Raw genomic sequence first — 22,641 nt, forward strand, 5'->3', positions numbered from 1 at the left:
TCAGCCCCTCGGCGCGGCGGCTTCGGTGCGCGGCTCGGCGGCCAGGTGCTCGCCGACCCGCTTGACCAGCAGGGCCATCTCGTAGGCGATCTGGCCGATGTCCGCCTCGGCCTCGCTCAGCACGGCCAGGCAGCTGCCGTCGCCGGCGGCCGTGATGAACAGGAACGCCTCGTCCAGCTCGACCATGGTCTGCCGGACGCCGCCGACCTTGAAGTGCCCGCCGGCACCCTTGGCCAGGCTGTGGAACCCGGCCGCGACGGCGGCGAGGTGCTCGGCGTCCTCCCGCTCAAGGTCGCGCGAGGCACCGGTGGCCAGCCCGTCGCTGGAGAGGATCACCGCGTGCCGCAGGGCCGCGACCCGGCCCACCAGGTCGTCCAGGAGCCAGTTGAGGTCCCCGGACGGCTGCGTCGAAGTGGTCATGAATCAGTTCCTTCCGCTGGAGCGGGTGGTGCGGGTACTGCCGGTGCTGAGGGTCCTGCGGGTGCAGCGGGTGCTGCGGGTGCAGCGGGTGCTGAGGGTCCTGCGGGTGCTGCGGGTCTCACTTGAGGTACGGGCGAGCCGCCCGCAGGGTTCCGCCGCACCGGCTGGCCGGGCCGGATCCGGCGGGCGAGCGGTGCCCGGTCGGCGTCCTCGGGGGCGGGACCGGGCAGCGCCGCCGGAGCCGGCGCCGGGCCGATCGCCCGCCGGGACTGGTCCGGCGGCTGCCAGGCCGGTACGGCCGTGGGGCGGGTGCCGGGCGCGGCCGGACGGTTCGCCGCAGCGGGGGCGTCGGCATCGGCGGCGGCACGACCCGGAGCGGTGCCGTGTTGCCGAGGGACGGTGGTGGTCCCGCGTCCACGGGTGAAGCCGCGCTGGAATGAGGCGAAGGTGGCCCGGGCCTCCTCCGGGGAGCGTTCCCGGGCGTCCCGGGCGTCGGCGGCCACCTCGCCCGACGACCCGCCTGCGCGGTCCTCGGTCCCGGCACCACCGCGGAGCCGCTCCTTCGCCTGCTCCTTGAGCTGTGGCGCGAGGTTCGCCTGCCGGACCCGCCGGGGCAGACCGCCCGGCGTCCGGAGCGCCGACTCCACCGGAGCGGCCTCCACGGCGGCGGTTTCGGCCGCGACGGTTCCGGCCCCGCCGACGTCCACCGGATCGCGGTCCACCGGCGCGATGTCCACCTGCCCGTGGAGCGCCGCGGCCTCCGCCGCCTCCCGCCGGTGCCGCCCCGTTGCCGGCGCGTCCTCGGCGTCCGGTCCGGGCGCTGCTACCAGGACCGGCCCGTCCTTGGTCCGCGCCGCCCGGCGCGGCAGCCCGTTGGCCGTACGCCCCGCCTCCGGAACGGACGGCCGGGGCCCGCCGCTCCCCCGGTGTCGCCCGCCCGTACCCGCCGCGCCCGCCGCGCCCGCCGCCGCATCCGCGCCGGAGGACCGGACCGGGTTCGCTCCGGCGGGAGCTCCCGCCGGAGTGTCCGGGGCCGCGCCGGGGGCCGGGTCCGGCACCGCTACCAGGTCGCGCCGCCCCGCCGTGCGCCCCGCCGTGCGCCCAGCCGTCCGTCCGGCCGGGCGGCGCGCGCCCGCACCGGCGGCGGGCGGCTCCGGCAGGCCGTCCGGCGCTTCCGCCAGCAGCTCGCGCGGGATCAGCACCACGGCCGTCGTCCCGCCGTACGGCGAAGGCCGCAGGTGGACCCGGATGCCATGCCGCCGGGCGAGCCGACTGACCACGAAGAGTCCCAGCCGGTCGGTGTCGGCGAGGTCGAACTCCTGCTCCACGGCCAGGCGTTCGTTGATCTCGGCGAGCAGCTGCTCGCCCAGTCCGAGCCCGCGGTCGTCGATCTCCAGCGCGAAGCCGTGCGCCACCACCTCGCCCTGGACGGTGACTTGGGTGTTGGGCGGGGAGAACACCGCGGCGTTCTCGACGAGTTCGGCGATCAGGTGGGTCACGTCGGCGACGGCGCTGCCGAGCAGGCCGGTGCCGGGGAACGGCCGGACGATCACCCGGGCGTAGTCCTCGACCTCGCCGACCGCCGCGCGGACCACGTCCACCATCCGGACCGGCTTGCGCCAGGCACGGCCGGGCGAGCCGCCGGCCAGGATGATCAGACCTTCGGCGTGGCGGCGCATGCGGGTGGTGAGGTGGTCGACCTTGAAGAGGTCCTCCAGCTCCGCCGGGTCCTCGGTGCGGCGCTCCATGGTGTCGAGCAGCGTGAGCTGGCGGTGCAGCAGCACCTGGCTTCGCCGGGCCAGGTTGACGAAGACGGCCGAGACGCCGCGGCGCAGTTCGGCCTGCTCGACGGCGGCCTCGACGGCGGCCCGCTGGACGGCGTTGATGGCCTGGCCGACCTGCCCGATCTCGGCCTGTCCGAAGTGCAGTTCGGGCGCCTCGGCGGCCACGTCCACCGCCTCACCGCGGCGCAGCCGCAGCATGACGGCGGGCAGCCGGGTGGAGGCGAGTTCGTTGGCCGCGTTGCGCAGGTTGATCAGCTCACGGGCCAGGCCGCGGCCGATCCGGAAGGAGATCATCACTGACAGCAGGACGGCGACCAGGCCGATCGCGCCGGCGATTCCACCGCGCCACAGGGCCGCGATCGCGGCGGAGCGGCCGCGATCGTCCAGCCCGGCGGCGATCCGGGAGTTGATGGAGGAGAGGTCGCCGAGCGAACGGTCGGCGGTCTCCCGCCAGTTGTCGACGTTGAGCGCCTGGACCACCCGATCGGGGCCGCCGGCGCCGACGAAGTCCGCCTCGGCGCGGGCCAGCGCGGCCCAGGCCTCGCCGCCGCGCAGGGCGATGTAGTCGGCCTGGTCGGTGGGTTCGAGCTCGGCGATGTAGACGGTGAACAGTGCCTGCTGGTTGTGCAGGGCGTCCAGTGCGGTCTGGTACTGCTCGGGGGTGGGCTTGGTCGCACCGGTGCGCAGGCCCTCCATCGCCGCGTCCTCCTGGGAGAGGTACTCGCGGGCACGCACCAGCTCGATCAGGATCGTCCCCTGGCGCGGCAGTTGACCGCTCTGCCGGGCGACGTACGCGGACCGGAAGCCGAACACCGGCCGGACCAGGTCGCTGTACTGCCCGAGCGCGAACTCCCAGTTGAGCGCCAGGCGGCCGACCTGGGCCCGGAGCGGGCCGATCTGGTCGGCGGCGGCGATGATCTGCACCAGGCGGGCCCGCTGGGCGGTGGAGAGCCGGTCTCCGGCCGCGTCCTTCTTCTGCCGCAGCACCGCGAGGCTGCGGTCGGTGGCGTCGGTGGCGCGGGAGAAGGCGTCCCGGGCGACCGGCGAGTTCGGGTCGGCCAGGTGCTGGACGGCGGCGCGGCGCTCGTTCTGCAGGTCGGCCGCGTACTGGTCCACGGCCGTTCCGTAGTCCTTGTACGTACGGCTGATCGCCAGCTGGTTCCAGGCGTCCCCGGTGGTGGCGATCGTCTCGTACGCCCACAGGGCGATGAGCGCGACGATGGGCACCAGGAGCAGCGCGATGATCTTCGCGCGGATCGAGCTGCTGCGCAGACGCATGGAGTCCTCGGTCGGGAAGTGCCAGGCGCGGACGGGGAGCGGTACGGAGGGGATTCCGGGGTGCTGGGGAGGTCGGGTTCGGCGGGACACTGGGGAGGCCTGGGAGGGAAGCTGGGGAAGCCTCCCGGCCACAGGTCTGCGAGACTCTACTACGCCCTGACCACACGTTCGAGGGTCGAACCATTCCGCTTCTTCACCTTGCCCAGGACACGTCAGAAGCCGGTCGGGGTCCGGCCGGTACCACCGGCGCACCACTCGCGCGCCACCGGCGCTCCCGCGGCACTCCTTCGCCAATCCTTCGGGGCTCTCTCGGGGCTCCCTCGGGGCTCCCTCGGCGCTCTCTCGGGCCTCCCTCGGTGCTCCCTCGGGGCTCCCTCGCCGCTCAGTCCGCGTCCGGTCGGCGCTCCGTGGACCGGCGGGCCGCGGCGCCCCCGGCGGCCCTTCCCGGTTCCTCCGCAGTTGCGACACCATTCCCACGGACCGGTGCCGATCTCGTCGCGCCACCGTCACAACCCTGGGCAGTGACAGGCCGATCCGATAGTTTCGCTCCACCCGCACGACCGGGCGCCGCCGCCCCGGTGCCCGTGCGCCGGGATCGGCGGACTGCGCCGCGAGACGCGAACTGGGGAGGACCGTGCGCGAGTTCACCACCCCTGCCCCGGCCGGGCCCGAGGCCACCGGAGGACTCGCCGACTCCCTCTACGACACCGCCGAACGCACCCCCGACCTGGTCCAACTGGCCCGGCGGACCGGCGACGGGGGCTGGCAGGACGTCACCGCCCGGGAGTTCCGCGACGAGGTCCTCGCCCTCGCCAAGGGCCTGCTGACCCACGGCGTGCGCTACGGCGACCGGGTCGCGCTGATGTCCCGCACCCGCTACGAGTGGACCCTGTTCGACTACGCGCTCTGGTCGATCGGCGCGATCACCGTCCCGGTCTACCCCACCGCCGCGCCCGAGCAGGTGCGCTGGATCCTCGCCGAGACCCAGGCGGTGGCCTGCCTGGTCGAGGACGAGGACGCCGCGATGACCGTCGGCGCGGTCTGCGACGCCCTGCCCGACCTGACCGGGATCTGGCAGCTCGACCGCGACTGCGTCGCCGCGATCACCGAGGACGGCCGGGACGTCCCCGACGCGCTGGTGCACCGCCAGCGGCTGGGCGTCGCCGCCGCCAACGTCGCCACCGTGGTGTACACCTCGGGCACCACCGGCCGCCCCAAGGGCTGCCTGATCACCCACGCCAACCTGGCCGCCGAGGCCGACTCGCTGCTGGCCGGCTGGGGCGAGGTGCTCCGCGACACCGGCGGCGGCCAGCCCGCCACCCTGCTGTTCCTGCCGCTGGCGCACGTCTACGGGCGGGCCGTGCAGATCGCGGCCGTCCGCGGCGGCTTCCGGATCGGCCACATCCCGGAGGTCTCCACCGACGCGCTGCTGCCCGCTCTGGCGAGCTTCCGGCCGAGCTTCCTGCACGCCGTCCCGTACGTCTTCGAGAAGATCTTCCAGCGGGCCAGGCGCGCTGCCGAGGAGGCCGGGCGCGGTGAACTCTTCGAGCAGGCCAGGCAGGTGGCCGTCGACTGGGCCGCCGCCCGCGAGCAGAAGTCCTTCGGCCGCGGGCCGGGACCGGGAGCGGCGCTGCGCCTGCGCCACCTCGCCTACGAGCGGACCGTCTACCCCCGGCTTCGCGCCGTGCTCGGCGGCCGGGTGCGCACGGTGATGTGCGGGGGCTCCGGGCTGCGACGGGAGTTGGGCCTGTTCTTCACCGGCGCCGGACTGCAGTTGTACGAGGGCTACGGCCTCACCGAGACCACCGCCGCGATCACCGCCAACCCGGCCGGGCGGCAGAAGCTGGGCACCGTCGGGCAGCCGGTGCCGGGCGCCTCGGTGGCGATCGCCGACGACGGCGAGGTGTGGGTGCGCGGCGGCTCGGTCTTCGGCGGCTACCTCAATCACCCGCAGTGCACGGCCGAATCACTGGTCGAGGGCTGGTTCGGGACGGGCGACCTGGGCCGGCTGGACGAGGACGGCTACCTCACCATCACCGGGCGCAAGAAGGACCTGATCGTCACCAGCAGCGGGAAGAACCTCGCCCCGGCGGCACTTGAGGAGCGGGTCGAGGCCCATCCGCTGGTCTCCCAGTGCCTGGTGGTGGGTGACGACCGCCCGTACGTGGCGGCACTGATCACGCTCGACCCGGCCGCGCTGGCGCACTGGCTGAAGACGCACGGGCGGGAGCAGTTGGACGCCTGGGCGGTGCTCACGGACGAACAGTTGCACGTCGAGATCCAGCGTGCGGTGGCGGCGGCGAACACCGCCGTCTCGCGGGCCGAGTCGATCCGCGCCTTCCGTCTGCTGCCAAGGGAGTTCAGCCTGGAGCAGGGACTGCTGACGCCTTCGCTCAAGCTGCGGCGGACGGCCATCGCGGAGCACTACGCGACGGACATCGAGGAGCTCTACCTCTCCTGACCTCCCTTGAACACGGTGGCCGCGACGAGATTCTGACGCCCTGTCTTGTCCGGTTGACCGATGGATCGTTCGCGGCACCGGTTCACCTGCCGTTCCCTTGACGGGCCGATTGGTCCAGTCCATTGTTGCTCTTCGGTCCGCGTGCGGCGCACCGGCGCCATCCGCTCCCCGCCCCTCCGGGAGTGCCCCGGTTCCACGGTCCAGATTCCCGTTCGCGCCCTCCCCACGGGTGCGCCCCCACCTGCTGGAGTCCTCACGTGTCGATGTCCACGCGCCTGTCCGCGCTGGCCGCTTCCGCCGCGCTGCTCACCGCCCTGGCCGTTCCGACGGCCTCCGCCGACCCGGGAGGTCGGGGCGGTGCGGGCGGTGCGGGCAGTACGGGCGGTGCGGGCAGGGTGACCGGTTCCGACGCCCCGACCGTCAACCTGGCCACCAACCCCGGCTTCGAGCTGCCCTCCCCCAACCTCGCCGACCGGGGCAGCATCCCCGGCTGGAGCTGCACGGGCGGCTCGGCCGAGGCGGCCGTCACCGCCACCGCCGCCCACTCGGGCACCTCGGCGCTGACCGTCACCCCGGCGAACGCCGACTCCACCGGCGAGTGCGCGCAGACCGTCGCCGTCCAGCCCGACACCACGTACACCGCCTCGGCCTGGGTGCGCGGCGACTTCGTCCACCTGGGCGCCACCGGCACCGGCCACGACACCGCCCCCGCCTGGACCGAGACCACCTCCGGCGGCTGGCAGCAACTGACCACCCGCTTCACCACCGGCCCGGACGCCCACAGCATCCGGCTCTACGTGCACGGCTGGTACCAGCAGGGACCGTTCTCGGTGGACGACGTACGGGTGGACGGCCCGGCCCCCGCCCCGGCGGTCGCGGCCGGCTCGGTCCCGACCGCCGACAAGGTCGTCTTCTTCACCGTGGACGACGGCTGGCAGCGCACCCCCGAGGCGGAACGGTTCATCGCCGACCACCACCTGCCGATCACCGCCTTCCCGCTGCCCATGCCGGCCGGCGCCGACCCGGAGTTCTTCAAGCGGGTCACCGTCGCGCCCGGCTCCTCCGTCCAGGACCACAGCGTCTCGCACTCCGACCTCAGCAAACTCCCGCTGGAGCAGCAGCAGGTGGAGATCTGCGACGCGCGCGACGCGATGACCCGCCTGTTCGGCACCCCGCCCGTGGTGTTCCGCCCGCCGTTCTTCGCCTGGAACGCCGACACCCTGCGGGCCGCCGCCAACTGCGGTATCCGCACGGTGCTGACCGCGGACGCGGACTTCAGCTGGGGCGCCTCCAACATCTGGCACCCGAGAGGGCTTCAGCCCGGCGACGTGGTCCTGATGCACTGGACCGACACCCTCGCCACCGACCTGCCCCGCGCCCTCGCGGCCGCCGAGGCCGCGGGCCTCAAGCCGGCCGGGCTGGTGGACTACCTGCGCTGACGGCCCGGCGGGCGGACGACCGGCAGTTCACGGATGACAGATGACAGCTGACAGATTTCAGATGATGAAATCTGTCAGCTGTCATCTGTGATCTGTTCGCGCTCGGCTGTTCACGCTCGGCCGTTCGCGCCCCGCTGGTCGCGCCCGCCCGTTCGCCCGTGATCTTGCTCGTTGACAGAGCGGCCGCGTCATAGCTCTAATGAGGGCGTGCAGCGCGGCGTCGGCCACAGAGCAGTGGGCCGGCCGGCAGCCGAGCCAGCACCTGATATCCAAGGGGACGATGCGCGATGAGTACTTTCTCCGCTGCCCTGATCTGACGTAGGCGGTCACCGCGGTGTCCGCCGACTGTTTGCGTGCACCGCGTGTGGCCGCGAATCCCCCGAATTCTCAGGAGACTTCACCACACACGCATGCTTATGTCCTTCAATCTGAACGTCATCGAGGAATTCCGCGCGAACGGCGGCCGGGTCGGCGGCCCCTTCGAGGGCGGCGACCTGCTGTTGCTGACCACCACCGGAGTGCGCTCCGGTCGACCCCACACCGTGCCGCTGGGGTTCGTCCGATCCGAGGGGCTGCTCCTGGTCGTCGCCTCGGCGGCCGGGGCCCCGGAGCACCCGCAGTGGTACCGCAACCTGCTGGCCCATCCGGTGGTCCGGGTCGAACTCGGCACCGAGACCTTCGACGCGATCGCCGTGCCCGCCGAAGGCGACCGCCGGAAGCGACTGTTCGAGGCCGTCGTCCGTACGGCACCCGGGTACGGCGACTACCAGGCGCACACCGAGCGGGAGTTGCCGGTGGTCGTGCTGGAACGGCCCGAGGCGCCACCGGGCCTGCCTCGCGAGGTGCGCAGCCTGGCCGACAAGCTGCTGGAGACGCACACCTGGTTGCGGGCCCAGCTGCGCCACGTCCGGGCCGAGGCGCAGGCACACACCCCCGGCCGCCCGGCCGGACTCGGGCTCCAACTGCGCCAGCACTGCCTGGCGTTCTGCGCGGGGTTGACCCACCACCACACCGGGGAGAACGCCGCGATCTTCCCCGCCCTCGCGCGCAGCCACCCCGAGCTCGCCGGAGTGCTGGAGCGACTCGGAGAGCAGCACCGGGCGATCGGGCGGATCAAGGAGGAGCTGGTGGCGCTGCTCGACGGAATCGAGATCTCCGAGCCGGACCGGCTCAGGTCCGAACTGGACCGGATGTCGGCCGAGTTGGAGGCGCACCTCGACCACGAGGAGGCGGAGCTGCTGCCGGCGCTCGCCGAGATCCCCTTCCCGCCGGTGCGGCCGGGGCCGCCGACCGGGCCCTGACACGGCGGCGCCGTCTGCCCCTCCCACGGCGGGGGAGGGGCAGACGGCGCCGGATGTCACGCCGAACGTCACGCCGGCTGTCACGTCAGAGGCCCGGCGGGACGGTGCAACCCGGGCGGGACGGGCCCGGCCTCAGGACTGGCTGAAGACCGGGAGGTAGCCGTCGGCCTGGCCGGACGAGTTCGGGTGGTAGCTCTCGTCGATCGGCAGGGTGGTGCTGTGCAGCCAGGTGTCCAGCCCGCCGCAGATCTCGTGCCCGGCGAAGACGTCGCGCACGTCGGCGAAGGTGAAGCCGGCGTTGGCGACCTCCTTGGAGATGACGCCGTCGAGCGTGTCGGCGGCCTCGTTGATGGCGGCGCGCTTGGTGTCGCCGATGCCGAAGAGGCAGTAGCCGCCGATCTGGTAGAGGTGCGGGTAGCCCATCACCACGACGTGGGCGTGCGGCGACTTCGACTTGATCGCCGAGTACACCTGGTCCAGCTGGCCCGGCAGGGTGTTGGTCGCGTAGTTCTCGGCGGTGTTGACGGCGTTGAGGCAGTCGCTGTCGGAACCGAACACGCAGGTCTGCATGGTGCTGGAGAACCCGGCGTCGTTGCCGCCGATCGTCAGGCTGACCAGCGTGGTGGAGCTGTTCAGCGCGGAGATCTGGCTGTTGAGGACGTCACCGGTTCTGGCGCCCGAACAGGCCACGAAGGAGAAGGAGGACGGGGAGTTCGCGTTCGACCACAGGTAGGCGTAGGCGTTGGTGCTGCGCTTGCAGCTACCGCTGTCGCTCAGGTAGCTGCCGGCACCGACGCCGGCCGAGTAGGAGTCCCCGAGCGCCACGTAGTTGACGCCGGCAGCGTTGGCGGACGACGCCGTGAAGAGCGTCGTCATGGCGAGGACGGCCGCTGTCGCGGCGACGGAGAGAGCACGAGCTGGGCGGAACATCGCACCTCCAGGTATGACGCGGGTCACGAAGAGAGATACCAAGCGGTAGTCGAACAGGGAAGCTTGCTCGTCAAGGGAACTGACGGATGGTCAGTCGACGGTCGGCGGGTGAACTGTCCTCGGCGCGGCCGCACAAGACGACCGGGCACGGCGACCGGGCACGGCGACCGAGCGGGCGACCGGGCGGACGGCCCGCCGACGACGGACGGCCGTCATGGCCGAGCCGCTCAGGAGCGGCTGAAGACCGGGAGGTAGCCGCTGGCCTGGCCGGCCGAGTTCGGGTGATAGCTCTCGTCGATCGGCAGGGTGGTGCTGTGCAGCCAGGTGTCCAGCCCGCCGCAGATCTCGTGGTCGGCGAAGGCACTGCGCACATCACCGAAGGTGAAGCCCGCGTTGGCGACCCGCTTGGCGATCACGCCGTCGAGCGCGTCGGCCGCGCCGTTGATCGCGGCGCGCTTGGTGTCACCGATGCCGAAGAGGCAGTCGCCGCCGACCTTGTAGAGGTGCGGGTAGCCCATCACCACGACGTGCGCGCGCGGCGACTTCGACTTGATCGCCGAGTACACCCGGTCGAGCTGGCCCGGCAGGGTGTTGGTCGCGTAGCTCTTCGCCGCGTTGACGGCGTTGAGGCAGTCACTGTCGGAGCCCAGCACGCAGGTCTTCATGGTGTCGGCGAAGCCCGCGTCGTTGCCGCCGACCGACAGGCTGACCAACGTGGTGGAACTGTTCAGCGCGGCGATCTGACTGTTGAGGACATCCCCGGTTCTCGCGCCCGAACAGGCCACGAAGGCGAAAGAGGACGGCTTGTGCGCGTTCTTCCACAGATAGGCGTAGGCGTTGGTGCTGCGTTTGCAGCTACCACTGTCGCTCAGGTAGCTGTCGGCACCGACGCCGGCCGAATAGGAGTCCCCGAGGGCCACGTAGTTGACGCCGGCCGCGTTGGCGGCTGACGCCGTGAAGAGCGTCGTCATGGTGAGACCGGCCGCCATGGCGGCGACGGACAGGGCACGAGCAGGGCGGAGCATTGAACCTCCTGGTATGACGCGGGTCACAGAAGGGATACCAGGCGGTAGCCGCGCGGGGAAGCGCTCATGCCAAGGACATTGACGGTCAGTCTGATAGCGGAAAAGTGAACTTGCCCCGACGGAGCGTGAGTTCACGCAGGTGGGTGTGGGTGTATGTCGACGCGCATCGGTCATCGCGTGTAGACAAAAAAGTTTCGAGAAGTCAGCTCACCGTCAGCCGGGGGTCGGCGGGTGGCCGCCCGTGCGTCAGCTCCCCGCCGCGGAAGGGAAGTTGCGCCGAAGAGCCGGACGGTGTTCCGAGGGCGCGGTTCAGCGCCCCGGCGCGCGCCCGCCGCCCGGGTACACGGGGCCGGGGAAGACCGTGCAGCCCTCGACCGGCAGCTCCTCGATCGTCTCGTTCGCGGCGGCGGGCACGCCGAGCCAGTGGACGGCCGTGGCGACCGCCGCCCGGGCCTGGCGCAGCCCGGGCGCACCCCAGCCCAGCAGCTCGACCGCGAGCCCGGGCGCGACCAGCAGCCGCCGGTAGTGCCGACCCGAGGCCGGGTCGGCCTCGCTCGGCCCGACCGCCCGCAGCGCCGCCGCCATCCGGACCCGCGCGCACTCGTGCCCGCCGTTCGCCGAACCCACCCGGTCGTAGAGGTAGCCGAGGTAGTACGGCCGGCCGATCACGGCCTGGGCCTCCTCGCCCGCCTCCCTGGCCAGCGCGGCCGCGGGGTCGCCGTCGTCCTCCGGCTCCAGCGAGCCGCCGGGCAGTGAGCAGATCCCGTCCCTGGGGTTCACCAGGGTCAGCACCCGCCCGTCCGGGGCGAAGAGCCACCCCCAGGACTGCTTGGTCGGCAGCCCGTCCGGCACCTGCTCGCCCGGCCGCCACGGCCAGCCCGCCGTGGGACGTCGGCGCACCTTCCCGAGCAGCTCGGCGATCTCCGCCGTGAACTCGATCCGGCCCATGCCGCACGTCCCCCCTCTCGCTGTCTGGCTCGCCGGACCTGCGGAGCACGGTTCGGAACGGAGCGGCCGGAGCGGCGGCGTGGGGTACCGCGCGCTCCTGCTGTTGATCTTCTCCGATCTTCCCCGAACAGGCGGTCGATGAACAGTCCCCAGCGCCGCATGGTGGATGCGGAGGCCGCGAACGCCCTGATCACCCCAGCGGCCCACCCCCGCCCCCGGCCTCCGGGAAGCCCGGCAGGGGGAACCCCGGCTGCGGGACCACGCCGGGCGGGAAGGGCAGCCCGCGCGCCGCGTCGTCGGCCAGCTCGTCGAACACCTCGTGGGCGGTCATCGGCCGCAGCCGCCCACCGGCCAGCGCCCAGCCCCGCACCCGCGGCCCCGGCCTCGCGCTGCCCGGCGATCCGCCCGGCGGTCCGCCCGAGGGCCCGTCGGGCGACCTCCCCGGTGAGCCGTCGGGCGACGCGTCTCCGGACGTCGTGGACGGATCGCCGTGCAGCAGCAGCGCGCCCTCGCCGCCGGAGGCCACCCCGGCCGCGAGCGTGACGCAGAACGCCTCCGCGTCCCGCCCGGCGGGGTGCAGGCGCCCCCGCTCCACGCAGACGTCCACCGCGGAGGTGAGCTCCTCGCCGTCCTCCGGACCGTGGCAGCGCAGCGTCAGCAGATGGCAGCCCTCCCCCGCGCCCTCGGCCAGCGCCAGGTAGACGGAGGTCACGTACCGCATCACCGCCGCCATCCGCCGCTGCCCCGCCGGGTCGTCGCCCACCGCGCCCAGCAGCGCCGCGCAGGCCACGGACATCCGCACCCGCGCCCGGTGGTCGTCCAGCAGCACCGGCACGAGGTCCGCCAGCGGCTCCCCCGCGTAGACGAAGGGCTCCCCGGCCAGCTCCGGATCCCCCGCGTACGCGACCCGGGCGGCCGGGGCCCGGGGATCGAGCCCGAGCGCCGAGCAGTAGTCCTCGAAGTCAGCCGCCTCCAGCACGCGCAGGTGCACCTCCAGCCCCTGCTGGTACAGGCCGGTCAACTGCTCCTCCACCCGCAGCAGGTACTCCTGGTGCCCGAGCGCGCCGAACAGCCCGTACTTCGCCAGCCCGGCGAAGTCGGCCGCCTCCACGGCCAGCGCCACCGCCACCGGCTGCGGCGGCGCGCCCCTGGCCCGGCCACCGCGCCGGCGCCCGCGGGCCCCGGCCCCACCGGATCCGACGGCCCCGGCGACCCGTCCGCCCGGCGGTCGGCCCCCGCCGGGCGGCGCCGCCCCGCCGGGCCCGCCGACCGGCAACCCGCCGACTCCGGCCCCGGGCCCGCGGCCGCCGGACAGCCACGCCCGGGGGCCCCGAACCGCCCTCGGCGCCGCCAACGCCCGCGCCTCCCGCAACGACCGGCGCCGCACCACCACGACGCCCAGCACCTCGTACACCGACTCCCGCACAGCCATGGGTTTCCTCCCGTTCGCTCGACCAGCACGACGAAGCACGAAACAACACGAACCAGCACCGACCGCCCCGACTCCCGGAGCCGCCGACGCCACGGAACATACACAGAGCCACTGACAATCGACCCCGAGTAATCGAACACCGGCAGTCGATGCCGCTCCGAGGAGCAAACTTGGCCCCCCAAGCCCACCCGAACCGCCCTTGCCTCCCTCCCCCACGGAGGAACACCATGCGCCCTTCCCGACCGACGGACCGTCAGCTGAGCCCGGCGCGGACCCGACCCCGCCGCCACCCCCGCGATCCCCTGCGCCCCCGGACCGACGGCAGCCACGGCACCCCGGCACCTCCGTGACCACTGAGCCGTCCGTCAGTGTCAGTGGCGGGCGTTAGGGTCGGGGACCATGCGACTGCTGCATACCTCCGACTGGCACCTCGGGCGCTCGTTCCACCGGGAGAGCCTGCACGACGCCCAGCGCGCCTTCCTGGACCACCTGGTGGCGGTGGTCCGGTCCGAGGGCGTGGACGCCGTGCTGGTCGCCGGGGACGTGTACGACCGGGCCCTGCCCGGCCTGGACGCGGTCGCACTCTTCGACGACGTGCTGCACCGGCTGGCCGACCTCGGCGTACCGACGGTCTTCATCAGCGGCAACCACGACTCGGCCCGCCGTCTCGGGGTCGGCGCCGGACTGATCGGCCAGGCCGGGATCCACCTGCGGACGGACCCGGGCGAGTGCGCCGAGCCGGTGCTGCTGGCGGACGAGCACGGCCCGGTGGCGGTGTACGGGCTGCCGTACCTGGAGCCGACGCTGGTGCGCGAGCGGTTCGGGCTGGCCAGGGGCGGGCACGCGGCGGTGCTCGGCGCGGCGATGGACCGGGTCCGGGCCGACCTCGCGACGCGCCCCGGGGGGACGAGGGCGGTGGTGCTGGCGCACGCCTTCGTCACCGGCGGTGCGCCGAGCGACAGCGAACGGGACATCGCGGTCGGCGGGGTCGCCGCCGTACCCGCCTCGGTGTTCGACGGGGTGCACTACGCCGCGCTCGGCCACCTGCACGGCTGCCAGACCCTTGCCCCGCACCTGCGCTACAGCGGATCCCCGCTCGCCTATTCCTTCTCCGAGGTCCGCCAGCGCAAGACCATGTGGCTGGTCGACCTCGCCGCCGACGGCTCGGTGGCGGCCGAGCGGGTCGACTGCCCGCAACCCCGCCCGCTCGCCACCCTGCGCGGCACGCTGGAGGCCCTGCTCACCGACGAGGGCTACACCGAGCACGAGCAGTCCTGGGTGCAGGTGACGCTCACCGACCCGGCCCGTCCCGGCGAGCCGATGGAGAAGCTGCGCCGCCGCTTCCCCCACACCCTCCAGCTGCTGTTCGACCCCGAGGACGGCGGGGCCGAGCCGTCCCGGTCGTACGCGGCCCGGGTCAGCGGCCGGGACGACCTGGAGATCGCCGAGGGCTTCCTGCGGCACGTCCGCCCCGGTGCCGAGCCGGAGCCGGACGAGCTCGGCTGGCTGCGCGAGGGCTTCGAGCGCGTCCGCGAGGGTGCCGACCGGAAGGCGGACCTGCCCCGATGAGGCTGCACAGGCTCACCGTCACCGCCTTCGGCCCGTTCGCGGGCACCGAGACGGTGGACTTCGACGCGCTCGCCGCCGGCGGGCTGTTCCTGCTGCGCGGTGCGACGGGCGCGGGCAAGAGCAGCGTGCTGGACGCGGTCTGCTTCGCCCTGTACGGCGAGACGCCGAACGCCCGCCGGGCCAACCGGCTGCGCAGCGACCACGCCGACCCGGGGCGGCTGACCCAGGTGGAGCTGGAGCTGACGCTGGGCGGGCGGCGGCTGCAGATCACCCGGCTGCCGGAGCAGCGCCGGCCGAAGAAGGTCGGCACCGGCACCACCGTCGAGCGCCCGCAGACCCTGCTGCGCGAGTGGGCCGCCGACGCGGGCGACGGCACGCCCGGCTGGCGGCCGGTCAGCACGTCGCACCAGGAGGCCGGGGAGGAGATCCACCGGCTGATCGGCATGAGCCGGGAGCAGTTCTGCCAGGTGGTGCTGCTACCCCAGGGCGACTTCGCCCGCTTCCTCAAGGGCGACTCGGAGGAGCGCGGCAAGCTGCTGCGCCGCCTGTTCGACACCGAGCGCTACGGGCTGGTCGAGTCCTGGCTCGCCGAGCAGCGCCGCGCCCAGGAGAGCGCCGTCCAGTCCGGCCGGCGCCGGCTGCGCGATCTCGCCAGCAAGGCCGAGCAGGCGGCCGGGCCCGCGGCCGAGCCACCCGGGGACTGGGTGCCGGCCGAGGACGGCGACGCGGACCTGACGGCCGGGGTGCTCGGCTGGGCGGCGATCCTGCGCAGCGGCGCGGCCGAGCAGCTCGCCGTCGCCGAGGCGGCGCTCGCGGGTGCCGAGGCGGCGCAGCGGACGGCCCAGCACGGTCGTGAGGCCGCCGAGGAGCTGGCCGGGCGGCAGCGCCGGCACCGGGAGGCGCTGGCCGAGGCCGAGCGGCTGGCCGGGTTCGAGCAGGCCGCGGCCCGGGACCGCCGGCGCCTGGCTGCCGCGCAGGAGGCGGTCGGCGTGGAGTCGGCACTGCGCCTGCGGGACGGCGCGGCCGAGGCGCTCGGCCGGGCGCGCCAGGCGGAGCAGCGGTGCCTGGAGGCCGTCGCCCGGGCGGACGGCGACGGGCAGCTGCCGACCGGGGCCGGAGCCGACGCCGCCGAGCTGGCCGCGGCCGAGCTGCGGCTGCGCGCCGAGGTGGTCCGGCTGGAGACGGCCCGGGACGACGAGCGGCGCTGCGCCGAACTCGCCCGCGCACAGCGTGCCCTGACCCGGGACCGGCGCGGCGCCGAGGATCTGGCCGAGGAGGCCGAGGACTGGCTGGCCGAGTTCGACGGCGAACTGGGCCGCTTGGAGGAGCAGCAGACGCGGGCCCGGACGGCGAGCGCCCGGGTCGAGCAACTGGATTCCCAGCGCCGCGAGTTGACGGCCCGCCTGAGCGCGGCCCGGGAGCGGGACGACCTGCGGGCGCAGATCGCCGCCGCCGAGCCGAAGGTCGCCGAGCTGCGCACCGCCGCACTGGACGCCCGAGAGTTCAGCCTGGACCTGCGGGACCGCCGCCTCGCGGGCATGGCCGCCGAGTTGGCCGAACAGCTGCGCCCGCACGAGGCCTGCCGGGTCTGCGGTTCGCCGGAGCACCCGGCACCCGCCGAGGCCGCCGAGGGCGAGCGGGTGAGCGCCGAGGACGAGGAACGGGCCGGCCGGGCCCAGGCCGCCGCCGAGCGGCTCCGGGACGAGGCCGACCAGGCGCTGACCGCGCTGCGGGTGCGCGAGGCGGCCGCCGCCGGTGCGGCCGGGCCCGACAGCACCGAGGTGCTCGCACGGTCGCTCGCCGAGCTGGAGCGCGAGCACCGCACCGCGCTGCACGAAGCGGAGGAGCTCGGCCGGGTCGGCCAGGAGATCGCCCGGCTGTCCGAGGACCGCGCACACCGACTGAGGGAGCTGAACGAGGCCAGGGAGCACGCCGCCGTGCTCACCGACCGGCTGGCGAAGCTGGACGAGGAACAGCGCGAGCTGGGCGCCAGGGTCGCGGCCGCCCGGGGCGAGGCCGCCTCGGTGGCCGACCGGGCCGCGTCTCTGACCGGGCTCGCCGAGGCGGTCGCCGCGGCCGCCGCGGCCGTCCGGACGGCGTCGGAGGCACGGGCCCGGTTCGACGCGGCGGAGGAGGAACTCGGCGAGGCCGCCACCGCTGCCGGCTTCCCGGACGCCCGGGCGGCGCTCGCGGTGCTGCTGCCTCGCGAGGAGCGGGAACGGCTGGAGGCCCGGCTGGAGCGGCACCGCGCGGAGTCGGCCGCCGTCCGGCACGAGCTGGCGCTGCCCGAACTGGTCGAGGCCGCGGCCCTGCCGCCGGTCGACCTGCCCGCCGCCGCGGCCGCGCTCTCCGCCGCCACCGACCGGCTCGGCCGGGCGCACGCGGCGCGGTCGGCGGCCCAGGAGCGTTGCGCGGCACTCGCCGGGATCGGGCGGCAGCTGGGGGACCTCGCCGCCGAGCTGGCCCCTGCCCTGGAGCGGTACGGGCGGATCAACCGGCTCGCCGCGCTGGCCGCCGGCACCTCCACCGAGAACCGGCTGCGGATGCGCCTGGAGTCGTACGTGCTGGCGGCCCGGCTGGAGCAGGTCGCGGCGGCGGCCAGCGACCGGCTGGTCCGGATGTCCGGGGGCCGCTACACCCTGGTGCACAGCGACGACCGGGGCACCGGCAACAAGCGCTCCGGCCTGGCCCTGCGGGTGGTCGACGCCTGGACGGGCACCGAGCGGGACACCGCGACGCTCTCCGGCGGCGAGAGCTTCTTCGCCTCGCTGTCCCTCGCCCTCGGCCTGGCCGACGTGGTCACCGACGAGGCGGGCGGGATGCCGTTGGACACCCTGTTCATCGACGAGGGCTTCGGCACCCTGGACGAGCAGTCCCTGGAGGAGGTGATGGACGTCCTCGACGGCCTGCGCGAGCGGGACCGCGCGGTCGGCATCGTCAGCCACGTCGCCGATCTGCGCAGCCGCATCCCCGCGCAGTTGCTGGTCCGCAAGGGGCGGCGCGGCTCCACCCTCGCCCTGGCCGGACGGGAGGACGCGTAGCGGCGGAAGAACGCCGTCGGGTCCTGTCGGACGCCCCGGGGCCCCGGGCGCCTCAGCCCGAACAGGCGATCCGCTGGGCCTGCTGCCAGGCGCAGGTCGGGCACAGGGTGCTGCCCGGCTGATCGGCGGGCAGCACCGTCGGTTCGCCGCACAGCACGCAGTCGGCACGCGGCCCGGTCGCGGCCGGATCCTCGCGCAGCGCCGCCTCCGCCGAGTCCGCGGGCGCCAACTCGCAGACCGCCGCGTCCTCGTCCGAAGCGCCGTCGTTCGTCGCGGTATCGCTCATCCCGCCTTCCTACTCCCCGCCCCCACCCGACCGCAAGCCGCCCCCGGCCGGGCCGTTCACCGTACGGGCCCCGCCCGTTTCCGCCCCCCGCAGCCCCCGCCCGAAGCGCTCTCCCGGTCCCCGGCTACCGTGGCCGCCATGGTTGGCGATCTTCAACAGCGACTGCGAGCCGCCCGGGCCGCCGGGCCCACTTATCCGGAGGTCGGGGCCACCCGCCACGGCCGGCTGCCGGGCGGGTACGCGCACCTGCGGCGGCGGGTGCACCTCGGGCACGGGCCGGAGGTGCTGGAGCGGGCCGGGCGGTACGTGCTCGGGTGGGGCAGTCAGCTGGGGACCGGGTTCGCGGTGCACCCCGGCGGCCCCGCCCGGGAGGGGGCCACCGTCCTGCTGCGGCTGAGCCTGCCGGGCACCCGGTGGCCGCGGCTGGTGATCCCCTGCCGGGTGGTGTGGACGGTGGCCGAGCCGGACCGGATCGGCTTCGCCTACGGGACGCTGCCCGGCCATCCGGAGTGCGGCGAGGAGTCGTTCCTGGTGTCGATGGACGCCGAGGGCGAGGTGTGGTTCGAGGTCGCCGCGTTCTCCCGGCTGTCCGCCTGGTACGCCCGGCTGGGCCGCCCGGTCGCGCTGCTCTGCCAGCACCTGGCGATCGAGCGCTACCTCGCCGCCGTGGCCGGCCACGTCGCTGCCGACCGCTGACCGCCGGCCGCAGCACCGCTCAGCCGAGGAAGGACAGCCGGACGGTGCGGCGCGGGTTGTCCCCGTTGGTGTCGATCAGCACCACCGACTGCCAGACGCCGAGCGCCAGTTGGCCGCCGAGCACCGGCAGGGTCGCGTGCGGGGCGACCAGGCCGGGCACCACGTGGTCCCGTCCGTGTCCGGGGCTGCCGTGCCGGTGGCGCCAGCGGTCGTCGGCCGGGAGCAGGTCGCGCAGGATGGCGAGGAAGTCGTCGTCACTGCCCGAGCCGGTCTCCAGGACGGCGATCCCGGCGGTGGCGTGCGGGACGAAGACGTTGAGCAGTCCGTCCCGCCCGGCGGCCCGCTCGTTGAGGAAAGCGACGCAGCGGTCGGTGATGTCGAGCGCGACCTCGCGGTTGCCGGTGGTGATCTCCAGGGTGGTGCTCTGGAAGGCGCCGGTCGACCCGGCCGACGTGGAGTGGTTGTTGTCCGCCATGGCGCCATCCTCACCCAGGTCAGCGGGTCGGGCGTAATGCCTCGCCGACTGCCCGCGCCGGGGTGCCGAGCTCGCGTAGGGTGAGAGGTTCAGACCAAAATCAGCGGTCCCGGTCTCCGGATACACCGACGACCCGACGGACCGGATGGTCCGACGGGTCGTTCAGGGACCGGCCGCCGGGCCCGGGGCACACCCCGCCCCCGGGACCGGGTGCTAGCCGCGCCCGCCGAAGAGGCTCCGCCGCAGCCGGCGCAGCGGCGCCAGCAACGAGACGCGGGTGTGGCGACGGCGGGCCGCCGCCGGGGCGTCGGCGCCGCGCGGCGTCAGCTCCCTTATCAGCCCGAGCGCCTCGGCGGTGTCCACCGCCGAGAGCGCGGGCGCGCCGAGCACGGCCAGGTGTCGGTCGATCCGGTGGCCGGTCGCGCCGACACCGCACTGGACCGCCGGCACACGGGGCCGAGTCCGCACTTGCATGTGTTCCATCAGTTTTCCCACCCCTACGAGGCGCCAGGGCCGTGAGGCGAAGACTATCCGTGAGGCACGGCCTTCGCGCAACCGTCCTCGGTGTTGTGCCACCGTACCGTGCGACGTCAACTGACGATGCACCAGGGGCCGCCAGGGCGGTCACGACTAGGCATCAATGATGGTGCACGACCGGCCGCCCGTCATCAGGGCCGGGAAGTGCGGGCCCGGCGCCCGGACCCGCGGCACGCGCCGGGCGCACCGCGGCGGGCGCACGGTGCGCCCGCCGTGTCGACGAATCGCCTCCGGAGGCACCGCCGGGAAGCCCGTGGCACCGCCGACGCCGGCCCCTCGCGTGCCCCTTCCCAAGCCCCTTCCGCTGCCCCTCCCCCCAGCCCCGCCTACCACTCCGGAGTCACTCCGGCGCCACTCCAGCACGGCTCCGGCACGGCTCCCCATATAGGGGACAGCCGCCACGTCGACAAAGCGATCACCCGCGTCACCGTCCGACTTCATCCGACTTCATGAAGTGAACGCATTCGGGGGATTGACTCCCGCCTATCCTCCAAGCAATATCTGATGCGCACGCCCAGGTGCCCGCACCGCACCATGCGCGTGTTCGAGTGATAAACGACTCGATGAGGAACTCCGGCTCCTGCGGGCCACTGCCCGGCCACCTCGACGCTGCGGTGGCCAGGCCCGCGCGGTGCCCGGACCGGCGGCCGGCCGTAGAGGGTCGGCCGGGCCGCCACCAGACTGCCGGTGCCGCCCCGCTCGGGGCCCGGCACCGGCGGTTCCGGGCCGGTCACCCGCCGATCGCACCGCCCGGCCTCCGCGGCCGGACGTCCCCGCAGGTCGCACCCCGTGGATCGGTAGACTCGGCCAGCGTGTCCCTCCTCCTCAGCATCGTGCTCCCGGTCCACGGCGTGGAGCGGTACCTGCCGCGCTGCCTCGACTCGATCCTCGGCGAGACCCCCGCCGCCGAGACCCGCTTCGAGGTGATCGCGGTCGATGACCTCTCCCCCGACGGCTCCGGCGCGATCCTGGACGCCTACGCCGCCCGCGACCCCCGGCTGCGCGTGATGCATCTCACCGAGAACCAGGGCCTCGGCGGCGCCCGGGCCGCCGCCCTGCCGCAGGTGCGCGGCGAGTACGTCTGGTTCGTGGACAGCGACGACTGGCTGCCCGAGCGGACGGTCGGCGTGATCCTCGACGAGCTGGCCCAGGAGCGCCGCCGCGAGGTGCCCGCCGACGTGCTGCTCACCGACTTCACCCACGTCTATCCGGACGGCGGGAGCGAGCCCAACCCCTGGCGGCACGTGCTGGTCGGCTCCCCGCTGGTCGAGGGCTGCACCCTGGCCGAGCACCCGGCGCTGTTCCAGACCGTGATGTCGGTCTGGAACAAGGTGTTCCGCCGCGAGTTCCTGGAGGGCCTCGGCGTCGCCTTCGGCCGCGGCTACTACGAGGACATCTCGGTCACCTACCCCGCCCTGCTGGCCGCCGAGCGGCTGCGCTACCTGGACCGCCCCTGCTACTTCTACCGGCGCGGCCGGGACGGCGCGATCACCGCGACCTCCTCCCCCAAGCACGCCGACGTGTTCGCCCAGTACGACGCGATCTTCGCCTTCATCAACCGTTCCGACCGCCCCGGCAGGCCCGTCCCGGAGTCACTGCGCACCCTGGTCTTCGACCGGACCGTCCGCCAGGCGCTGAACATCTACGACACCCCCGGGCTGGTCCCCGTCGCCCGGCGCAAGGACTACTTCCACCGCATCGCCCTGCACTTCGAACGCCACCGCCCGGCGGACTACCGCTTCCCCGGCGGGGTGCGCGGCGTGCAGTACCGGCTGGCCGCCCGCGGTGCCCGGGTCGCCTACGCCGAGCTGCGCCGCACCGGCCGGCTGCCGCGCGAACTCAAGCGCGGGGCGAGGGCGGTGGCGCCCGCGGTGAAGAAGGGCGTGCGCAGCGGCGCCCGGTTCACCGCGTACAACGCCTTCCGCCGGCTCCCGCTGGACGAGCACCTGGCGGTCTACGCCGCGTACTGGCACCGCGGTTACGCGTGCAGCCCGGCGGCGATCTACGAGAAGGCGAAGGAACTCGCCCCGCAGATCCGCGGCGTGTGGGTGGTGGAGAACCGCCGGCAGGCCGACACCATGCCGCCCGGCGTCCCGTACGTGATCGTCAACACACCCGCCTACCTCAAGGCGATGGCGACCGCCAAGTACTTCGTCAACAACGTCAACTTCCCGCGCACGATGGCGAAGCGCCAGGGCACGGTGCACGTCCAGACCCAGCACGGCACCCCGCTCAAGGCGATGGGCATGGACCTGCGGGGCCGCCCCGAGGCGGCCGAGGGGATGGACTTCGACCGGCTCCAGGAGGCCATCGACCGCTGGGACTTCCTGGTCTCCTCCAACCCGCACACCAGCGAGCACTTCGCCCGGGCCTTCCCCGGCCGGTACGAGATGCTGGACACCGGCTACCCGCGCAACGACCGGCTGGCCAACGCCACCCCGGAGGAGGTCCGGGCGATGCGCGAGCGGCTCGGGCTGCGCCCGGGCACCACGGCGGTGCTGTACGCGCCGACGCACCGCGGCGGCAAGGGCGGCTACGTGCCGCTGCTGGACGTGGCGGAGCTGGCCCGGCGCCTCGGCCCGCGCTTCACGCTGCTGGTGCGCACCCACTACTTCCACACCGGCGGCCCGGGCGACCTGACGGCCGGTGAGGACGCGGCGCGGATCGTGGACGTGTCGGCGCACCCGGTCGTGGAGGACCTCTACCTGGCGGCGGACGCGCTGGTGACGGACTACTCGTCGATGATGTTCGACTACGCGGTGCTGGACCGGCCGGTGGTGATATTCGCCCCGGACTGGGAGGAGTACCAGCGCGAACGCGGCGTCTACTTCGACCTGTTCGCGGAGCCGCCGGGCGCCGTCACGGTGGACCTGGACGGGCTGGCGCGGGCGCTGCGCGCGGGCGATCCGGAGCCGGGGGCCCGGGAGCGGTTCCGGGCGAAGTTCTGCGTCTGGGACGACGGCGGGGCGGCGGAGCGGGTGGTGCGCCGGGTGTTCCCGGTGGGCCCGGGACGGTAGCG

At 74.1% G+C, this 22,641-nt stretch carries 16 protein-coding genes; 7 read left to right on the plus strand and 9 right to left on the minus strand.

What is annotated here, in order from left to right:
* Nucleotides 1-420 carry a roadblock/LC7 domain-containing protein gene (locus ACZ6Z8_RS15660; protein WP_465609983.1) on the minus strand — a complete coding sequence of 140 codons (420 nt, stop codon included), beginning with the start codon at nucleotides 418-420 and terminating at the stop codon, nucleotides 1-3.
* Nucleotides 417-3,482: a sensor histidine kinase gene (locus ACZ6Z8_RS15665; RefSeq protein ID WP_465609985.1), complete on the minus strand. Its 3,066-nt coding sequence runs from the start codon at nucleotides 3,480-3,482 to the stop codon at nucleotides 417-419. Before ACZ6Z8_RS15665 ends, ACZ6Z8_RS15660 begins: the two co-directional genes overlap by 4 nt.
* A 634-nt stretch (nucleotides 3,483-4,116) precedes the next feature.
* Here ACZ6Z8_RS15665 and ACZ6Z8_RS15670 point away from each other — a divergent pair.
* From ACZ6Z8_RS15670 to ACZ6Z8_RS15680, 3 genes are all read left to right on the plus strand, one after another.
* Nucleotides 4,117-5,943 carry an AMP-dependent synthetase/ligase gene (locus tag ACZ6Z8_RS15670; RefSeq protein ID WP_465609986.1) on the plus strand — a complete coding sequence of 609 codons (1,827 nt, stop codon included), beginning with the start codon at nucleotides 4,117-4,119 and terminating at the stop codon, nucleotides 5,941-5,943.
* Nucleotides 5,944-6,206: 263 nt separating this feature from the next.
* Nucleotides 6,207-7,382 (plus strand): polysaccharide deacetylase family protein, encoded by a 1,176-nt coding sequence (locus ACZ6Z8_RS15675; protein WP_465610530.1) that lies wholly within the window; start codon nucleotides 6,207-6,209, stop codon nucleotides 7,380-7,382.
* Between the two features lie 410 nt (nucleotides 7,383-7,792).
* Nucleotides 7,793-8,683, plus strand: coding sequence for a nitroreductase/quinone reductase family protein (locus tag ACZ6Z8_RS15680; RefSeq protein ID WP_465609988.1), 891 nt, complete (start codon nucleotides 7,793-7,795; stop codon nucleotides 8,681-8,683).
* A 132-nt stretch (nucleotides 8,684-8,815) separates the two neighbouring features.
* Here ACZ6Z8_RS15680 and ACZ6Z8_RS15685 read toward each other — a convergent pair whose 3' ends face one another.
* The 4 genes from ACZ6Z8_RS15685 to ACZ6Z8_RS15700 all read right to left on the minus strand — a co-directional run bounded on the left by ACZ6Z8_RS15685 (nucleotide 8,816) and on the right by ACZ6Z8_RS15700 (nucleotide 13,018).
* Nucleotides 8,816-9,613 carry an SGNH/GDSL hydrolase family protein gene (locus ACZ6Z8_RS15685; RefSeq protein ID WP_465609990.1) on the minus strand — a complete coding sequence of 266 codons (798 nt, stop codon included), beginning with the start codon at nucleotides 9,611-9,613 and terminating at the stop codon, nucleotides 8,816-8,818.
* A 227-nt stretch (nucleotides 9,614-9,840) separates the two neighbouring features.
* Nucleotides 9,841-10,638, minus strand: coding sequence for an SGNH/GDSL hydrolase family protein (locus ACZ6Z8_RS15690; RefSeq protein WP_465609992.1), 798 nt, complete (start codon nucleotides 10,636-10,638; stop codon nucleotides 9,841-9,843).
* A 309-nt stretch (nucleotides 10,639-10,947) separates the two neighbouring features.
* Nucleotides 10,948-11,586 (minus strand): hypothetical protein, encoded by a 639-nt coding sequence (locus ACZ6Z8_RS15695; RefSeq protein ID WP_402815122.1) that lies wholly within the window; start codon nucleotides 11,584-11,586, stop codon nucleotides 10,948-10,950.
* Between the two features lie 190 nt (nucleotides 11,587-11,776).
* Nucleotides 11,777-13,018, minus strand: a complete 1,242-nt coding sequence (locus ACZ6Z8_RS15700; RefSeq protein WP_465609994.1) for a hypothetical protein — start codon at nucleotides 13,016-13,018, stop codon at nucleotides 11,777-11,779.
* A 399-nt stretch (nucleotides 13,019-13,417) separates the two neighbouring features.
* On the opposite strand from ACZ6Z8_RS15700, the gene ACZ6Z8_RS15705 reads away from it, so the two are divergent.
* Nucleotides 13,418-14,587: an exonuclease SbcCD subunit D gene (locus tag ACZ6Z8_RS15705; RefSeq protein WP_465609996.1), complete on the plus strand. Its 1,170-nt coding sequence runs from the start codon at nucleotides 13,418-13,420 to the stop codon at nucleotides 14,585-14,587.
* Nucleotides 14,584-17,628, plus strand: a complete 3,045-nt coding sequence (locus ACZ6Z8_RS15710) for an AAA family ATPase (protein ID WP_465609998.1) — start codon at nucleotides 14,584-14,586, stop codon at nucleotides 17,626-17,628. Before ACZ6Z8_RS15705 ends, ACZ6Z8_RS15710 begins: the two co-directional genes overlap by 4 nt.
* 52 nt (nucleotides 17,629-17,680) lie before the next feature.
* On the opposite strand, the gene ACZ6Z8_RS15715 is transcribed toward ACZ6Z8_RS15710, so the two are convergent.
* A complete protein-coding gene (locus ACZ6Z8_RS15715; RefSeq protein WP_465610000.1) occupies nucleotides 17,681-17,914 on the minus strand; it encodes a hypothetical protein in 234 nt (77 codons plus the stop codon).
* 138 nt (nucleotides 17,915-18,052) lie between these two features.
* Between ACZ6Z8_RS15715 and ACZ6Z8_RS15720 the strand changes: the two genes are divergently transcribed.
* Complete coding sequence (locus tag ACZ6Z8_RS15720) at nucleotides 18,053-18,610, plus strand: DUF1990 family protein (protein WP_465610002.1); 558 nt, start codon at nucleotides 18,053-18,055, stop codon at nucleotides 18,608-18,610.
* A gap of 19 nt (nucleotides 18,611-18,629) precedes the next feature.
* On the opposite strand, the gene ACZ6Z8_RS15725 is transcribed toward ACZ6Z8_RS15720, so the two are convergent.
* Together ACZ6Z8_RS15725 and ACZ6Z8_RS15730 are read right to left on the minus strand one after the other, a co-directional pair.
* A complete protein-coding gene (locus ACZ6Z8_RS15725; RefSeq protein ID WP_465610004.1) occupies nucleotides 18,630-19,085 on the minus strand; it encodes a YjbQ family protein in 456 nt (151 codons plus the stop codon).
* 213 nt (nucleotides 19,086-19,298) lie between these two features.
* Complete coding sequence (locus tag ACZ6Z8_RS15730) at nucleotides 19,299-19,568, minus strand: hypothetical protein (RefSeq protein ID WP_465610006.1); 270 nt, start codon at nucleotides 19,566-19,568, stop codon at nucleotides 19,299-19,301.
* An 866-nt stretch (nucleotides 19,569-20,434) separates the two neighbouring features.
* Here ACZ6Z8_RS15730 and ACZ6Z8_RS15735 point away from each other — a divergent pair.
* Nucleotides 20,435-22,639 (plus strand): bifunctional glycosyltransferase/CDP-glycerol:glycerophosphate glycerophosphotransferase, encoded by a 2,205-nt coding sequence (locus ACZ6Z8_RS15735; protein ID WP_465610008.1) that lies wholly within the window; start codon nucleotides 20,435-20,437, stop codon nucleotides 22,637-22,639.
* The last annotated feature ends 2 nt before the right edge of the window (nucleotides 22,640-22,641 follow it).

The organism is Kitasatospora sp. NPDC101108 (assembly GCF_055584725.1).

Coding starts and splice junctions, on each gene's coding strand:
- ACZ6Z8_RS15660 (WP_465609983.1), bottom strand. CDS start 420: ATGACCACTTCGACGCAGCCGTCCGGGGACCTCAACTGGCTCCTGGAC.
- ACZ6Z8_RS15665 (WP_465609985.1), bottom strand. CDS start 3,482: ATGCGTCTGCGCAGCAGCTCGATCCGCGCGAAGATCATCGCGCTGCTC.
- ACZ6Z8_RS15675 (WP_465610530.1), top strand. CDS start 6,207: ATGTCCACGCGCCTGTCCGCGCTGGCCGCTTCCGCCGCGCTGCTCACC.
- ACZ6Z8_RS15680 (WP_465609988.1), top strand. CDS start 7,793: ATGCTTATGTCCTTCAATCTGAACGTCATCGAGGAATTCCGCGCGAAC.
- ACZ6Z8_RS15685 (WP_465609990.1), bottom strand. CDS start 9,613: ATGTTCCGCCCAGCTCGTGCTCTCTCCGTCGCCGCGACAGCGGCCGTC.
- ACZ6Z8_RS15690 (WP_465609992.1), bottom strand. CDS start 10,638: ATGCTCCGCCCTGCTCGTGCCCTGTCCGTCGCCGCCATGGCGGCCGGT.
- ACZ6Z8_RS15695 (WP_402815122.1), bottom strand. CDS start 11,586: ATGGGCCGGATCGAGTTCACGGCGGAGATCGCCGAGCTGCTCGGGAAG.
- ACZ6Z8_RS15700 (WP_465609994.1), bottom strand. CDS start 13,018: ATGGCTGTGCGGGAGTCGGTGTACGAGGTGCTGGGCGTCGTGGTGGTG.
- ACZ6Z8_RS15705 (WP_465609996.1), top strand. CDS start 13,418: ATGCGACTGCTGCATACCTCCGACTGGCACCTCGGGCGCTCGTTCCAC.
- ACZ6Z8_RS15710 (WP_465609998.1), top strand. CDS start 14,584: ATGAGGCTGCACAGGCTCACCGTCACCGCCTTCGGCCCGTTCGCGGGC.
- ACZ6Z8_RS15715 (WP_465610000.1), bottom strand. CDS start 17,914: ATGAGCGATACCGCGACGAACGACGGCGCTTCGGACGAGGACGCGGCG.
- ACZ6Z8_RS15720 (WP_465610002.1), top strand. CDS start 18,053: ATGGTTGGCGATCTTCAACAGCGACTGCGAGCCGCCCGGGCCGCCGGG.
- ACZ6Z8_RS15725 (WP_465610004.1), bottom strand. CDS start 19,085: ATGGCGGACAACAACCACTCCACGTCGGCCGGGTCGACCGGCGCCTTC.
- ACZ6Z8_RS15730 (WP_465610006.1), bottom strand. CDS start 19,568: ATGGAACACATGCAAGTGCGGACTCGGCCCCGTGTGCCGGCGGTCCAG.